At 39.7% G+C, this 14,948-nt stretch carries 16 protein-coding genes; 7 read left to right on the plus strand and 9 right to left on the minus strand.

Annotated elements, in window-relative coordinates:
- The first annotated feature begins 21 nt into the window (after nt 1-21).
- The 5 genes from RIC88_RS04610 to RIC88_RS04630 all read left to right on the plus strand — a co-directional run bounded on the left by RIC88_RS04610 (nt 22) and on the right by RIC88_RS04630 (nt 3,259).
- The gene (locus RIC88_RS04610) at nt 22-1,254 is read left to right on the plus strand and encodes an HD domain-containing protein (RefSeq protein WP_350216314.1); all 1,233 of its coding nucleotides are present in this window, start codon (nt 22-24) and stop codon (nt 1,252-1,254) included.
- A 126-nt stretch (nt 1,255-1,380) separates the two neighbouring features.
- Nucleotides 1,381-1,959: an ABC transporter ATP-binding protein gene (locus RIC88_RS04615; RefSeq protein ID WP_350216315.1), complete on the plus strand. Its 579-nt coding sequence runs from the start codon at nt 1,381-1,383 to the stop codon at nt 1,957-1,959.
- Nucleotides 1,960-2,078: 119 nt separating this feature from the next.
- Nucleotides 2,079-2,543 (plus strand): hypothetical protein, encoded by a 465-nt coding sequence (locus RIC88_RS04620; RefSeq protein ID WP_350216316.1) that lies wholly within the window; start codon nt 2,079-2,081, stop codon nt 2,541-2,543.
- Between the two features lie 49 nt (nt 2,544-2,592).
- Entirely contained in the window at nt 2,593-3,093 is a 501-nt protein-coding gene (locus RIC88_RS04625) for a hypothetical protein (protein ID WP_350216317.1), read from the plus strand.
- Nucleotides 3,094-3,130: 37 nt separating this feature from the next.
- Nucleotides 3,131-3,259 carry a hypothetical protein gene (locus RIC88_RS04630; protein ID WP_350216318.1) on the plus strand — a complete coding sequence of 43 codons (129 nt, stop codon included), beginning with the start codon at nt 3,131-3,133 and terminating at the stop codon, nt 3,257-3,259.
- A 118-nt stretch (nt 3,260-3,377) separates the two neighbouring features.
- Here RIC88_RS04630 and RIC88_RS04635 read toward each other — a convergent pair whose 3' ends face one another.
- Nucleotides 3,378-3,752 carry a hypothetical protein gene (locus tag RIC88_RS04635; protein ID WP_350216319.1) on the minus strand — a complete coding sequence of 125 codons (375 nt, stop codon included), beginning with the start codon at nt 3,750-3,752 and terminating at the stop codon, nt 3,378-3,380.
- A 153-nt stretch (nt 3,753-3,905) separates the two neighbouring features.
- On the opposite strand from RIC88_RS04635, the gene RIC88_RS04640 reads away from it, so the two are divergent.
- Entirely contained in the window at nt 3,906-4,484 is a 579-nt protein-coding gene (locus RIC88_RS04640; RefSeq protein WP_350216320.1) for a hypothetical protein, read from the plus strand.
- A 46-nt stretch (nt 4,485-4,530) separates the two neighbouring features.
- Here RIC88_RS04640 and nspC read toward each other — a convergent pair whose 3' ends face one another.
- The 6 genes from nspC to RIC88_RS04670 form a co-directional block, all read right to left on the minus strand.
- Nucleotides 4,531-5,646 (minus strand): carboxynorspermidine decarboxylase, encoded by a 1,116-nt coding sequence (gene nspC, locus RIC88_RS04645; protein WP_350216321.1) that lies wholly within the window; start codon nt 5,644-5,646, stop codon nt 4,531-4,533.
- The gene (locus tag RIC88_RS04650) at nt 5,643-6,149 is read right to left on the minus strand and encodes a DinB family protein (RefSeq protein WP_350216322.1); all 507 of its coding nucleotides are present in this window, start codon (nt 6,147-6,149) and stop codon (nt 5,643-5,645) included. The genes nspC and RIC88_RS04650 overlap by 4 nt, the downstream gene beginning before the upstream one ends.
- Before the next feature lies 1 nt (nt 6,150).
- The gene (locus tag RIC88_RS04655) at nt 6,151-7,356 is read right to left on the minus strand and encodes a saccharopine dehydrogenase family protein (RefSeq protein WP_350216323.1); all 1,206 of its coding nucleotides are present in this window, start codon (nt 7,354-7,356) and stop codon (nt 6,151-6,153) included.
- Nucleotides 7,357-7,397: 41 nt separating this feature from the next.
- Complete coding sequence (locus RIC88_RS04660) at nt 7,398-10,019, minus strand: DUF5916 domain-containing protein (RefSeq protein ID WP_350216324.1); 2,622 nt, start codon at nt 10,017-10,019, stop codon at nt 7,398-7,400.
- A gap of 113 nt (nt 10,020-10,132) precedes the next feature.
- Nucleotides 10,133-11,440, minus strand: coding sequence for a hypothetical protein (locus RIC88_RS04665; protein ID WP_350216325.1), 1,308 nt, complete (start codon nt 11,438-11,440; stop codon nt 10,133-10,135).
- Complete coding sequence (locus RIC88_RS04670; protein ID WP_350216326.1) at nt 11,421-11,978, minus strand: RNA polymerase sigma factor; 558 nt, start codon at nt 11,976-11,978, stop codon at nt 11,421-11,423. The genes RIC88_RS04665 and RIC88_RS04670 overlap by 20 nt, the downstream gene beginning before the upstream one ends.
- Before the next feature lie 79 nt (nt 11,979-12,057).
- Between RIC88_RS04670 and RIC88_RS04675 the strand changes: the two genes are divergently transcribed.
- Nucleotides 12,058-13,350 (plus strand): type IX secretion system plug protein, encoded by a 1,293-nt coding sequence (locus tag RIC88_RS04675; protein WP_350216327.1) that lies wholly within the window; start codon nt 12,058-12,060, stop codon nt 13,348-13,350.
- Here the strand turns inward: RIC88_RS04675 and ychF are convergent, their stop codons facing one another.
- Both ychF and RIC88_RS04685 read right to left on the minus strand, forming a co-directional pair.
- Nucleotides 13,351-14,448 (minus strand): redox-regulated ATPase YchF, encoded by a 1,098-nt coding sequence (ychF, locus tag RIC88_RS04680; protein ID WP_350216328.1) that lies wholly within the window; start codon nt 14,446-14,448, stop codon nt 13,351-13,353.
- A gap of 131 nt (nt 14,449-14,579) precedes the next feature.
- Nucleotides 14,580-14,933, minus strand: a complete 354-nt coding sequence (locus RIC88_RS04685) for a DUF3276 family protein (RefSeq protein ID WP_350216330.1) — start codon at nt 14,931-14,933, stop codon at nt 14,580-14,582.
- Between the last annotated feature and the right edge of the window lie 15 nt (nt 14,934-14,948).

A 14,948-nucleotide genomic window follows, 5' to 3' on the forward strand; every position in this document is an offset into this window, starting at 1 on the left:
AAAAGTAAATCACAAACGCTGTTGAACAAAAAGAAAATTCTAAATGATCCGGTATACGGATTCATCAATATACCCAACGATCTCATTTTTGACATCATCGAGCATCGTTATTTTCAGCGACTAAGAAGAATCAAGCAATTAGGGATCACCGACTATGTGTATCCAGGCGCACTGCATACGCGCTTTCACCATGCCCTAGGTGCCATGCACCTGATGAGCAACGCGCTCGATTCACTTCGGGGGAAAGGGGTAGAAATATCAGAAGCAGAATATGATGCAGTGATGATTTCGATTCTACTTCATGACTTGGGTCACGGGCCATTCTCCCACACGCTAGAGTTTTCCTTGTTCCAGGGTGTGAAACATGAAAAAGTAAGTCTCTGGATGATGCAGGACCTGAATAAGGAATTCAATGGAGCACTGGATTTGGCTATTCAAATTTTTAAGAATGAATATGTACGGCCATTTTTTCACCAGCTTGTATCCAGCCAGTTGGATATTGACCGTCTTGATTACCTCAAGCGAGATTCATTCTTTACGGGGGTCTATGAGGGGTCCATTGGTTCAGAACGAATCATCAAAATGCTGAATGTAGTGGCAGGTCAACTGGTTGTGGAAGAAAAAGGGATCTACAGCATTGAGAATTTTCTAAGCGCAAGGCGTTTGATGTATTGGCAGGTGTATTTACACAAGACTGCTGTGTGTGCTGAGATGATGCTCATTGAGATTATTAAACGGGCGAAAGAACTCACACAAAAAGGTGAAAATGTAATTGCGACTCCTGCACTTTCAATATTTCTGGAGCAAAGCATCACAGCAAAGGATTTCGAAGAAGACAGAGACATCCTCGAAGTATATGCATTGTTGGATGACAATGATATTTGGGGATCTATCAAGTTTTGGCAGGATCATCCGGACTTTGTGCTTCACACACTAAGCAAGATGCTTTTGGAACGCAAGCTTTTAGGAATTTCTTTCTCTAATGATGCCATCGGCAGAATTGTCACAGATGATCTGGTACATAAAGCCATGAAGGAGTATGATATTTCGGACAAAGAAGCAGCCTATTTTGTGAAGACAGGTTCGGTTAGCAATTCGGCATACATTGCATCAGGGCAATCAATTAAAATACTCCGAAAACATGGAGATGTAGTGGATGTAGCTGAAGCATCGGATTTACCAAATATTAAAGCCATGAGTAAAATTGTGACCAAACATTATCTCTGTGCACCTAAAACATTGATAAAGGATTGAAAACACATGGAAAGAACACCCCTATGGTCCAGAATCGTCTGACCGCCTCAAGGGGACAATTGAGAAGAGAAACGCTTTGAGGTTAGGAGGGTTTACTGGAATACATTTTGCGAGTGAACAACATTAATGAAAATAACAGGGAAAGACATAGGGAAAAAATTTGGCCGTAACTGGATATTCAGAAATCAGAATTTTGAAATAGCATCAGGAGAGCCTGTTGCTATAACCGGGAAGAATGGTGCCGGAAAATCAACACTCCTTCAAATCATTGCAGGGTACCTAACCCCCAGTCATGGTGATATCTTTATGGATGGTGTAAAAGTGGATGATAGTACACACTCAAGCGTATTTATAGGGCCATACACGGAAATAATTGAAGAACTCACCCTTAATGAGTTCCTTAACTTTCATAGTAAATTCAAAGATTCCAATTGCTCAATCAAAAAAATGGCTGACTCTGCCTCCCTTCCACTAAATAAGGTTATTGCCGAATTCTCCACAGGCATGAAACAGCGCACAAAACTGCTCACCGCTTTTTTCTTTGAAAACGATGTGATATTTATGGACGAGCCAACTTCTAACCTTGATGATGAAGGATTTCAATGGTGGGAAAGCAATATTAGCCTTTTAAAAAAACGACTGATCATCCTTGCATCCAATGATAATAGAGAGATAGCGGTATGCGAAAAACAGCTAAAACTTTAAAAAAAAAGAGGTTGTAAAATAATTTTCACACGTTTTTGCTGTTAAGTAGGTATAAAAGCCAAAAAGTTCTACTTTTGAAATACTTAAAATCTAATCAAGACTAACATTTAGATCGAATTATGAAAAGATTATCAAACTTACTAGCTGCCTTAGTTTTTGCTTCCTTAGTTATTTTTATGTCATGCGGTGGCGGAAGTGATGATCCACCACCAGATCCATTGGTTGAAGTTGCAGCTAATTTGACTGGTACAGCTTATGCAGAACCGAGCAATGTTCAAACAGATGGAGGTGCTGCTGACGGTGATTGGTCTGGTTTTGGTATCAATTTCAGTGGAAATCAAAACGGTGGAAGCTATACTGTAAGTGGAGTTCCGGATGGATTTGGTGATGTTTGGACAAATGGTACATGGGAATTCGGGAACGCTTCTGGTTCCGTAATAACAAAAACCCATACTGGAAGTACAACATCAACAGACATGACAGCCACAATAGCTTCGGGTAGTTTGACATTAACCTTTGATGTTGACGAACCAAGCGCACGCACGAACGGTATCGCTGGACAATGGACGTTTGTATTTAATTAGTATTTAAAAAATTAAAGTTTAAAGGGTAACTTTGTGTTACCCTTTTTTTATGCTTATCGAAGAAAAATACTTCCCACAGGACAAGAACTATCTACTAAAGTCCGTGCAGGCATTCTCAAAAGCAGCCTTACTGAAAGATTGGCTCCAACAAATTTTAAGTTCTTACAATCTTCAGCACAACCCGATGGGACTGGAGGATGACTTTATCATTGAGTTGAAAAAGAAGATTCATTTTGGTCAGGAATTATTGGAGGATAATTATGACATTCTTGCAGCAGTTTTTCGTCACGATCATTCGGACAATCAACTGGAAATCATGTGGGATGGACGCTCACATATGGAAGCATATGACCATGACTGGAAAGGCATGTATGCCAAGTGGACTGCTGAGCTTTCACTTATTAAAGAAATCCAAAGGCCTATTATCAAGTTTGCAGTGTCAGAAGGAGGTATAAATCATACATTTCTGAAGCTATCCATTCGGCGAGCTATTCTATCCCATTTTGATTTGAGGATGCGATCACAGAACCTGTATCGGGTAAGTGCTTGAGTTTTAACTATATTTATTCTGTTGACGTTATAAGATTATGACAATCGATGAAATCAATAAGAAAGTAGAAGGACTTAGGATGATCACAGATGACAAGTTGAAGTACTTGCGAGATCATTCTAAATTTATGGAACAGGCATTCCAGGAACTGAAGGAGGTAAGTTAGGATGAGTTAGACCTTATTTATAATAAAATCCGAGAGCTGGACAACCGAATGGATAAAAATGGGTTGTCTAAATAGGAATTTTTTCCGAATCACCCCCTAGCCCCCTAAAGGGGGAAATCTAATGTTTCATTTTGCAGACATTGCAAAACTTCTGTTTTCCAGGTGGACGCTTTTTAGGAGGCCGTTTGTGTCCATGAAATTTTTCTCCTTTCTTAGCTTCACGCTTTTTTACCTTTTTTACCTTACGATCAACCTTTGCATTTTCTGCATAAGCTTTACTTACCCTTTTTCTGAAGGCAACCAATTCTTCCTGTGAAGTCTTTAGTTCCTTGCTTTTATCCTTCTTCAGGAAATCGAAAAAACCTTTTTTCTCTTTTTTTACCGACTGATATTGTGGTCTGGGTGGTTTACGAGTCTCAGTACTACGGGTATCCTGGGCATAGGAATATGTAGCAAAACATGCAACCAGTAAAATCAAACAATTTTTTTTCATCACACCTATCTTATCCTCTCAACGATCTTAGATCAAAATATTGTCAAAACTGCCAAAAGATTACCGTCTTTCATAAAATTGGTTAATCTTTTGCATCAATAAGACGGAAGACCGGCAAACCATTTTATTTTTCCGGTCGTTTAGCATTTGCGCATGAAAAAACTATTTCTCTGTCTACTTTTTATTTGGTCTGTTGCAAGTTATGCTCAGATTGTTCGTGAGTCTGAGCTGATAGGAAAAATGGAAAAAGGTGCCGAGTTGATGGCGCTTGGTAAATATGATAGTGCGCAAATACTTTTTCAATTTGTGCTTCAAAATCAAGACAAGCTCCCATCTGAAATGGCTTACTTTTTTGGGCGAAATAGTTTTCACCTTGGTAAATACAAACAAAGCATCAACTGGCTCAATAAATACATTCAGCTTAAGGGAACAAAGGGGATGTATTATGAACCCGCCATTCAGTTTTTGCAGTATGCAGAGGATGAATACTTAAGAATACAACGCTCTCAATCAGAGCAATTTGAGAAAGATTTGCAATCAGCTGAATATGACTGTGGTGGACTGGAAAAAATGCTTTGTCCTGTTTGCCATGGATCAGGAGTAGTGGTTCAGGCAGGAATATTTGATGAGGTATACAAAACATGTCCCTACTCGCTAGGTGAAGGGTACCTTTCATGTGAAGAATATAACCTCTTTATGAGAGGTGATCTGGAACCGAAGTTGAGGGATTGAAATTATATAAAACCCACCCCTGCCCCTCCAAGGAGGGGATTGTAAGCTATGAAAGACGGTTTTTGAAATCCAGGTAACCAAACTCTTTAATCAGGTCAAGATCTCCACTTTCTCTCTTTATGGCTATAGAAGGATGTTTGACACCATTGAATGTACTGGTTTTCACCATCGTATAATGGATCATGTCCTTGAATATGATTGAATCCCCGGCGCTCAGAGGTTTTTCAAACCAATATTCATCAAGAAAATCCCCTGCAAGACAGCTAACACCTCCCAACCGGTGCGGATGCCATCCGCCAACTTCTACATCCGAACCGTTTTCCAATTTAGGACGATAAGGCATCTCCAGGCAGTCTGGCATATGGCATGTGAAAGACCCATCAAAAATGGCAGTCCTTTTTCCACCATTTTCCACAACATCCAGTACGGTAGTGTGCAAATCACCCGTTTGCCAGGCAAAAGCACTTCCTGGTTCCAGTATGACATCTACATCATGTTTCTTTTTGAACGATGTTAGAAGGTCTACCAGATGATTGGTATCATAGCCTTTTTTAGTCATCAGGTGACCTCCCCCCATATTGACCCATTTTACTTGCCGAAGCAATGATCCGAACTTACTTTCAAGAGATTCCAACACCTTTTCGAGCGCAAAGGAGTCAGATTCGCATAGAACATGAAAATGAAGTCCTTCCACACGATCTGGCAGCTTCTGAAGGTTTTTACTTGAAATGCCCAATCTTGAAATAGGACTGGAAGGATTGTAAAGATTCGTTTCTACATCAGACCACTCGGGATTCACTCTTAAGCCAATACTTACATCCTTAGGCACTCTGTCAATAAACTGATGGTATTGATTAAGTGAATTAAAGGTGATGTGAGAAGAGTTTGCAACGATTTCATCAAACTCGTTTTCATCATAGGCAACACAATAAGTATGAGATTTCACACCCATTTCCTCGTTACAAAGCCTGACTTCATTCAGTGAACTAGCGGTTGCCCCTTTCACATATCTTCTCACAACAGGGAAGGCACTCCACATGGAAAAGCCCTTAAATGCGAGAATAATCTCAATTTCTGCTCGCTTTTGTACATCGTCGATCAGCTTCAGATTTTGGATGAGTTTCTTTTCGTCAAGCACAAAACAAGGAGAGGGAATTTTCACTTTGAATAACGTTCGTAAATAATATTTAAATGATGATTGACATGGCCGGATATAATATACCCTAGTGCTTCAACAGACATCTCTACTTTATTGGAAACACCTCTTCTTTGCCTGATATCCTCACTGAATGAGGTGAATAAATCAACCGTGGAAGCTCGTAGATTCGTGAATTCTGTCATCAGACTATGTATCGTTCGTTTATCCGCATAGGATTCAGGCACATAGTCATTTTGCTCAAATCCATGAAGTTCTGTTTTGTCATTTCTGGCAAATCGCATCGCACGATAAGTAAAGACCCGCTCAGCATCTATTACGTGCTGAATAACCTCTTTGATGCTCCACTTTCCTTCTTCGTATCTGTAAAGTCCTTGTGCCTCTGTTAATTTTCGCCCAAATTCAATGAAATCATCTCCGGTTTTAAGGAGCAATGGCACAAGCTCTCCTTCTCCTAATGATAGAACATAGCCTTGATAAAATTCAGGTACTTTCTGAATATCTATCATATCAATCCATCCCTAAGTCCAAATCATGCTTTTCATGCCATGGAAGACCGGATATGGCTAATTTCTCAAGGAATGGGTCTGAATCGAATTCCTCCACATTGAACACCCCGGCTCCTGTCCATTTATCAGTCATCATCATGTAAGCACCTATCATGGCCGGAACCCCGGTAGTGTAAGAAACGCCTTGTGCTCCTGTCTCATCATATGCCGCCTTGTGGCTACAGTTGTTCCAGATGTAATAGGTCTTTTCTTTTCCATCCTTCAGTCCTTTGATTCGACATCCAATAGACGTTTCACCTTCATAATTCTCACCCAAATCACCAGGGTTAGGCAGTACAGCCTTTAAAAACTGAAGTGGTACAATTTCCTTTCCTTCATAGTTGACCGGATGAATAGATGCCATCCCAATGTTTTGGATTACGCGGAGGTGAGTAAGGTATTCATCCCCGAATGTCATCCAAAAGCGCGCTCTCTTAATCGTTGGATAGTTTTTTACCAATGACTCTAATTCTTCATGATAAAGCAGGTAAGACGGTCTTTTACCAATATTAGGATAATCCAGATCTTTTCTAAACTCAAATGGCTTGGTCTCCACCCATTTTCCGTTTTCCCAGTATTTCCCTTTTTGTGTGATCTCCCGGATGTTAATCTCAGGGTTAAAATTGGTAGCAAATGCCTTTCCGTGATCGCCCGCATTACAATCAACGATATCCAAATAGTGTATTTCATCAAAAAAATGCTTAGCTGCCCGTGATGTAAACACTCCAGTTACGCCCGGGTCAAACCCACAACCTAAAACAGCTGTCAATCCTGCTTTTTTGAATTTATCCTGATAGGCCCATTGCCATTTGTATTCGAATTTTGCCTCCTCAGGTGGTTCATAATTAGCCGTATCTAGGTAATGTACTCCGGCTTCTAAACAGGCATCCATAATAGTAAGATCCTGATAAGGAAGTGCCACATTGATGACCATTTTTGGATTGTGCCTTTTAAATAAAGCCACCACCTGATCTACATGATCAGCATCCACTTTATCGGTTTTGACCTTTACTCCATGTGCTTTCTCAATATCCTTCGCGATATCATCGCACTTTGATTGTGTACGAGAAGCCAGAACAATTTCAGAAAATACATCAGTGTTTTGAGCACATTTGAAGGCGGTAACCCGACCTACACCCCCGGCTCCTATTATTATTACTTTGGACATATTGCTTATTTAGATTTAGCCCAAATTTAGTAGGAAGTCAATCAAAGTATAAATCGATAGGTGTATTTAATTAGAAAGGTATTGTTACCTGCTAGTCCGGACAACTGAGAAGATAAATCACTAAAGCTATTTTCCCTGGATTGGCTAAAAGTAGATCCGTTATTCGCCCACACTAAAAATAACGTAGATCCAGGAATGTATTCCCATCGCATGACAAAATTTGATCGGAACTGTACGATATTAAAATTGGGATCATCAAAAGTATAATCCGCTTCAGACCCGCCACTTTCAAACACTTCATAAATACTATTTTCTTCATCAAAGATCACTTCTGATTCAGTGTAGCTGTGGAACCGATTGGAATAACTCTCAGCATTTGGTTGGTTAGTGCGCTTAAACTGGCTGAACTCGCCTGCAGCTATAAAAGGTTGCCCCCAAAATTCAAGTGTAAGGTTCGGAGTGATATTATAGTTAGCACGCACAGACATTCCATACGTCTCCTGTTCAACCCTTCCTAAAATATAACGTGTGTCCCCATTGAACTCTGTTTGAGTTATATATTGCAAGTCATCACGATTCCAATCAACATTTGGTGAAAATGATATTTGCAACGCATCCATTGGTCTCAGATTAATATTTACAGAAATACCTGAGCTTTTAGTGAAATCATTTTGTCCCCAATTGAACCAGTTGTTGAAAGACACCCGCACCTTTTTTCGGCTATTTGTACCGATCCAGTACCAATAATTGATATTACCAGGATACAGGATGGAGGGACCACCTCTTAGATCTGCATTGGACACTCTACTACCACCGAACCACACACCCTGACCAAATCCCCAATAGTTATTAAACTCCCAATTCATGTTGAAATTTATCCCTCTGTTGGTCACTGCTCCACCAAAATCATTGTTATACTCCGCGTAGACATTATAGTTCTGCCAACGAAAAACATTTGTGACCTTATTCACGCGATATTGCGTCCATACCCAATTATTTACATCATCGGTCTGACGTAAAAAGCCAGCATCATTGAGCACCAATTCGGGTGATTTAAAATTGGAACCTATTGTCCATCGCCAATTGCCACTGCGCTTTCCAAATGCTACTGTTCCGGCAGTCCCAACGAGACTAGTCCTTGTGGAATCAACCTCTTTATGGATATTATCAGGTCTTTGAAAGTAGCGCTCTGATGCCCTTTGTGTTCTGTAAATAGCACCTTGAGTTCCTTCAACTTTACTAAACATTGCTCTTACTTCAATTCCATATTTTCGATCTTTAAAATTATGATCGATATCGATCCCTGCACTGGTTGCATTGTCGTGCAAGTATTCCAGTTCATTTCCCCTGTTATCAAATCTTTTTACATTGGTGGCCATTGCCCCAATCACAGTCTTCCCGCCATCAATATCTTGTTGTACCCGAGCTACCAAAAAATTAGTGAATGGTTCAACCACTTCCTTTCCTCGACTATCATCCTCATAAACCACATCTGCTCTCTCCTTATTCGTTACAGATTCTAAAACTCCCCATGAGAATCCTTTCGCATTCTTGCCTGTTACTTTTGCTGCCCCAAGAATCCTGGTATTAGCTGGAAAATCCATGTATTTGACATTGTCGGAGCTACCATGAGGCCTGCCGCCTACTCTTCGTGAATAAAAAAGGTTATTTGGTCCTCCACTAGTTCTAAACGAAAGCAAATTGCTTCCTTCCAGAAAAAACGGTCTTCGCTCTTGAAAAAACAATTGGAACGCTGATAAATTAACCCTTGAAGGATCTGCATCCACCTGACCAAAATCAGGGTTTACAGTTAGATCCAATGTAATATCAGAAGTTATACCAACTTTTGCATCTAAACCTACATTGAGGTTCTGTTCATTACCATCGTCTCTAAACGGATTGCCTTCTTCTTTTGGGTAACTCTGGGTAGATCCAAGAACGTAAGGTTGAATTTCCAATTGTTTTTGAGGCTTAATCCCTTGAATGCCATTCAGCTCTCCAAATAAGTGAACCCACCCCGGTGCGTTGGGGTCTACAGGTTGCCAGGTTGATCGCTCTTCATCTCTAAATATCCTTCTTGTAAACTGTATGCCCCAGGTGTGATTCTCCTTGTTCGCAAATCGAAGTTGGGACAATGGAATCTTAAATTCAGCGATCCAACCTTTATCATCAACACTGGTCCTTAGGTACCAAATCGGATCCCATGTACTATCCCAATCATCTCCATTGTTGGAAACATATTCATCTCCTTTAACACCCGAAACTGAAGCTGAGAAAGAAAATGCTGTGCGTTTATCATTATAACTGTCAATGTTGATCTCCACAAAGTCACCGTCAAATCCGTCCCGACGAGACATGCGTTTAACAATTTTTTCAGGTTCAGTATCCCAGGCTCTGATTCCCACATATAAAAATTTTGCATCGTAAAGAATCTTAAACTGGGTCTGCTGTGATGGTGCTACATTATAATCCGGTCTGTGCCCAATGAAATCGCCTCCCCAATCTACCTGATCCCAGGCAACATCATCAAGTAAGCCATCTATAACAATTTCGCTTGCTAAGCGATCTGTAGTGTACGATTTTTTTGGAGGTAATTCTCCCTGAGAAAATAGGATATAGCATGTACAGGCTAGAAAAAAAGCAAGCGTCCCTTTATATAACATTTTGAGTTAGTTGACAAAAAAACCTGTGAAGGGTTTCTTATACAAAGGAATACTGGATATAGGCCGAACGGTTACATCTTTTATGCGAAATAGGATATTTCAATGATAGAAGGCTACCTAAGTGTGTATCTAAGGCCTGTTTGAACCAGGATTCTTGAAGGTGAATTTGCTGAATTGCTAATTGGAGTAATGGAATGTCTATAGTTTGGTTCTACGGTTATATCAAATTTTTCGAAAATAGCGTACCCTAACTCTAAGCCTCCAATTCCATCAAACGACCAGTCGTTATAAAGACCAAGATCATTGTTGTTCACAATCTTTCTGGAAGGATCAGAGATGCTTCCATCCATAAAATAGTTAGCTGATAGGCCTGCATTTACCCGCATACTAAACCGATTATTAACAATAAAATAGCCAGCCTTAATTGGTATTGAAGCAAACTGAACATTATTGTTAAGTTCTATCTCATGATCAAAATTTTCTTCGATTTCCCTAGACCCCTCCCTTGAAGAAATTCCAGGATTATTGACTTCCCCTACATTCGTCCCATTTCCATTTGCATCCTGACTGATCAAGTTGCCTTTATCGATGGAGTAAATATCTATGACGTTTATTGATGCCGTCCCATTGTTCTCAACAGAGGTATAGGCCAACCCACTTTCCAAAGTCCACTTTTTCCCGAATTGAACTCCAAAATCAAAACCAATGGTTGTAGCAATCGCATCATTCATGTTTTGAGAAACATTGGTTGTTGGATTAACGAAACTACCCGATCCAACAGCAGCAGCTAATCCGAGTGGATTCAATGAATTTGCTAAAGTCCCTGATCCTCCAAAATCCGTATTAAATGTTCCTGCTCCTGCTTCTACTCCTGCCCAAACTTTTTTGTCATCCTCATGACGTGATCTTCTGGCAGAGAGAATCACCCCAGAATGATAAGGGTAAATTTCATTGCTTACTTGTGCCAATGAGGCAGAGGGTCGCTTACTTCTTAAACTCTTTAATTCATTTAATTTAAAGTTGCTACTTTCTTTTCCATCTTCTGTAACCATTTTATGGTTTGTAGGATTGACCCTTTCATCTGGCTGAAACCCCAAATCCATATTTTTAGTACCTCTAAAATTGTGGCTGTAGTAACTATTAAAGTCAATGTCGTTTGACAGCAGGGCGTTGTAGGAAGCAATCTGTCCCTTATCATCTTGAAGCACTGAAGTAGGTAAATAGAGGATTCCGAGTAATAGGACAACCACCAATACAGCAGCGATAGAAATGGCTTTATAAATTGTCTGCTGAGAAGCATACATAGAAACCAAATCAGCATTTAGGGAATTATTTATGTTTTCCCAAATGCCACCTGGAGTCTTTATTGTTTGTCCTTCAAACTTCCTCCGGACCTTATCCTCAAACTTCCCGCGATCCATATCTTATAGTATCTCTCATCCTAATCTTTTCAGCCAGCAGTACTTTAGCTCTAGAATATTGCGATTTTGACGTGCCTTCACTGATATTAAGCTTTTTTGCTATTTCGTGATGTTTATACCCTTCCACAGCAAAGAGGTTAAATATAACCTGGCATCCTGTAGGTAACTCTTGAATCAAAGTCAATAGTTCCTCGTATCCCAACCCCGCAATTATGCTTTCCTTTTCACTCCAATCATCCAAATCAGTTACATCCACCATTGGGTAGAGGTAAAGTTTGCTTCGTTGATGATTAAGCGCCGTATTAACCACAATACGCTTTATCCAATATGCCAGTGAAGAGTCTTTTCTGAACTTATCGATATTCTTAAAAACCTTTATAAAAGCTTCCTGAATGATATCCTCAGCTTCTTGTTGCATCTTGGAGTATCTAAGTGCTACCAGATACATACCGTCACAATACTTATCGTAAAGTGCTTGCTGAAACTCTTTCTTGCCTTTTTGGCAACCTTTGATCAATTTTTCTTCAGAAACCGACATTCACGTTGGCATTTAATTAGACCCAGGGGTGATAATTATAGTTGTAATCTCTAATTTGGACTTTTGTCCTCCTAAAGTTATGAAGAACCTAGCTATAATAACAATTACTTTTTTATTAGTACAATGCGAACCTGTTGTACCCCAACAATCTACATCAAATAAAAAAATAGTTTTTGACAACTTCGATTATGAAGGTTTCATTGGAAATGTGAAGATCGTACCTGTCGAAGGTGGTCAAATCAAGGAGCTGGAAAATCAAATTGTGAGTCTCAATGAAAGTGATCAGCTTTTTCTATCCTTTGATTTGTTAACTGATCAATTCGAAAACCTCAGTGCTAAAATTTACCACTGCAATAAAGACTGGAATAAATCTGTGTTGAGGGATATGGAATTTCTAACACAGATAAACAACTTTCGTATCACAGACTTTGATTATTCTGTAAATACGGTAGTGCCGTATATCAATTACAGGTTCGATATTCCCAAACCATACCTTTCCGGCAATTATATCATTGCTGTTTTTAGGCGAGCCAATCCTGATGACCTTATTCTAACGAGAAAGTTCATGGTGGTAGATAATAAAGCCAGCATCGACCATACTGTGCGTGTAAGCACAACTATTAATATGCGGGAAGAAAATCATCAAATAGAGTTCGGGGTAAGTTATGGTAATCTCCAGGTAAATGCGCCGGCACAAGACATCAGTCCCGTCATACTTCAAAATCATAATTGGAATACAGCTATAAGAAATATCAGACCAACACTTATACGTACAAATGAGGGATTTGTAGAATATCGCCATCTCGACTTAACTACTAACTTTTCAGGTTGGAACGAATTTAGGTTTGCTGACTTGCGGACGCTGAATGTGGCAGGAAGAAATGTGGGTAGAATCACCAATACCGGATCAAAAATCAACGCGCCTTTAAAGTTAGACGGCTCAAGGGGTGGATTGACCTACACCCAAAATTTTCAGGATATAAACGGTAATTATATCATCCAAAATACGGATCCGGGAGAATCCAACTTAAATGCTGACTATGCCCAAGTAACCTTTTCGCTTAAATCAGAACCAATAAATGGAGACGTGTTTGTGATTGGGCGATTTAACAATTGGCGATTAAACGACGATAACCGTATGAAATACAGTGACAATAATGGGCTTGGTCGCTATGAAACAACTTTAGAGTTGAAACAAGGATATTACGAATACCTTTATTTAGTAAAAAGCGATGATCACCCACCCTATTACTATGAGGGTAGCCATTTTCAGGCTGAAAATGAGTATGAAATTCTTGTGTACTATCGCAAGCCAGGAAATGTGAATGATGAATTAATCGGATATAAGCGATTCAGGTCGATCGAGCGCTAACTACACATTGAATCGAAAATGCATCACATCTCCATCTTTTACTACATATTCTTTCCCTTCGATAGCTAGTTTCCCGGCTTCCCTACATCCTGCCTCCGTTTTATATTGCTGATAGTCTGGGATTTTGATCACCTCGGCTTTGATAAACCCTTTTTCAAAATCAGTGTGAATGACACCAGCAGCTTGTGGTGCTTTCCAGCCTTTCTTTATAGTCCATGCTCGAACTTCTGTTTCGCCTGCTGTGAAGTATGTGATGAGATCCAATAATGAATAGGAAGTCTTAATCAGACGGTTAAGTCCAGATTCTTTCAACCCGTACTCTTCCAAAAACATTTGCTTCTCTTCCGGATCATCGAATTCCGCAATTTGCTCCTCCAAACCAGCTGAGACCAAAATCAGCTGTGCGTCTTCGTTTTTGATATTTTCCTCTAACTTCTTGCTCCACTCATTGCCGGTATTGATTGACTCTTCATCCACATTTGCTACATAAATGATGGGCTTATCGGTCAGTAGCTGCAATCCTTTGATCCATTTTCGCAACTCTTTTTCCATCTCCAATGAACGAGCATTTTGCCCACTTTCAAGGTGAGTTTTGAATTTGACCAAAACCTCATATTCAGCTTTTGCATCCTTATCGCCGGACTTTGCAATCTTTTCCACTCGTTGGATTCGCTTGTCCACTGAGTCTAAATCCCTTAGTTGAAGTTCTGTGTCAATAACTTCTTTATCTTCGATCGGGTCTACTTTTCCGGATACATGGACAATGTTATCGTTATCAAAGCATCTAACCACATGAATAATCGCATCTACTTCCCGAATATTCGCCAGAAATTGATTTCCTAACCCCTCTCCTTTACTTGCTCCTTTCACCAGGCCCGCAATGTCCACAAATTCCATCACAGTCGGCAAAACTTTCTTTGGGTTTACCAAATCCGAAAGTATCTGAAGCCGCTCATCCGGAACGGTGATCACACCGACATTTGGTTCTATTGTACAGAATGGAAAATTAGCCGCCTCCGCTTTAGCGTTGGAAAGCGCATTGAAAAGAGTGGATTTACCAACGTTAGGTAACCCAACAATACCGCATTGTAGTCCCATATAATTTAATCTTGCTGTTGAAAGAGTAAAACTCTTTCGGGGCGCAAAACTAGTTTATTTATAAAATAAAAAAGCCTCCCGAAATTAATCAGGAAGCCTCTCTCTTCATACTTAAAAAAAAGTTACTTAGATCAATCCCACTTTAGTTCTGAATCAGATTCTGACACGTCTGCATTTGCGATTTCATGCTCGTCATTATCTCTGTCAAACTGTGTAAAATCAACTTCCGGCATCAATTCATCCTTTACGTGATTTACAGTAGAATTCAGGGCGTTTACAAATTTATTGAAATCTTCTTTGTACAAGAAAATTTTATGTTTCTCATAGAAAAAGCCATCATCCTTAGGCTTTCTTTTACTTTCCGTAATGGTTAAGTAGTAATCATTCGACCGTGTCGCTTTCACATCAAAAAAGTAAGTACGCTTTCCCGCCTTTACTCTCTCAGAATAGATCTCGTCTCTTCCTTTTTCGTTATTATCTTCCACTTGCTTAAAATTTGT

The sequence above is a fragment of the Ekhidna sp. genome, from assembly GCF_040220215.1.
GTDB lineage: Bacteria > Bacteroidota > Bacteroidia > Cytophagales > Cyclobacteriaceae > Ekhidna.

Bases quoted from the DNA above. Each gene is read 5' to 3' on its own strand.
- RIC88_RS04635 (WP_350216319.1), bottom strand. From the start codon at position 3,752: ATGAAAAAAAATTGTTTGATTTTACTGGTTGCATGTTTTGCTACATAT.
- RIC88_RS04620 (WP_350216316.1), top strand. From the start codon at position 2,079: ATGAAAAGATTATCAAACTTACTAGCTGCCTTAGTTTTTGCTTCCTTA.
- RIC88_RS04660 (WP_350216324.1), bottom strand. From the start codon at position 10,019: ATGTTATATAAAGGGACGCTTGCTTTTTTTCTAGCCTGTACATGCTAT.
- RIC88_RS04655 (WP_350216323.1), bottom strand. From the start codon at position 7,356: ATGTCCAAAGTAATAATAATAGGAGCCGGGGGTGTAGGTCGGGTTACC.
- RIC88_RS04615 (WP_350216315.1), top strand. From the start codon at position 1,381: ATGAAAATAACAGGGAAAGACATAGGGAAAAAATTTGGCCGTAACTGG.
- RIC88_RS04650 (WP_350216322.1), bottom strand. From the start codon at position 6,149: ATGATAGATATTCAGAAAGTACCTGAATTTTATCAAGGCTATGTTCTA.
- RIC88_RS04675 (WP_350216327.1), top strand. From the start codon at position 12,058: ATGAAGAACCTAGCTATAATAACAATTACTTTTTTATTAGTACAATGC.
- RIC88_RS04665 (WP_350216325.1), bottom strand. From the start codon at position 11,440: ATGGATCGCGGGAAGTTTGAGGATAAGGTCCGGAGGAAGTTTGAAGGA.
- RIC88_RS04640 (WP_350216320.1), top strand. From the start codon at position 3,906: ATGAAAAAACTATTTCTCTGTCTACTTTTTATTTGGTCTGTTGCAAGT.
- ychF (WP_350216328.1), bottom strand. From the start codon at position 14,448: ATGGGACTACAATGCGGTATTGTTGGGTTACCTAACGTTGGTAAATCC.
- RIC88_RS04670 (WP_350216326.1), bottom strand. From the start codon at position 11,978: ATGTCGGTTTCTGAAGAAAAATTGATCAAAGGTTGCCAAAAAGGCAAG.
- RIC88_RS04630 (WP_350216318.1), top strand. From the start codon at position 3,131: ATGACAATCGATGAAATCAATAAGAAAGTAGAAGGACTTAGGATGATC.
- RIC88_RS04625 (WP_350216317.1), top strand. From the start codon at position 2,593: ATGCTTATCGAAGAAAAATACTTCCCACAGGACAAGAACTATCTACTA.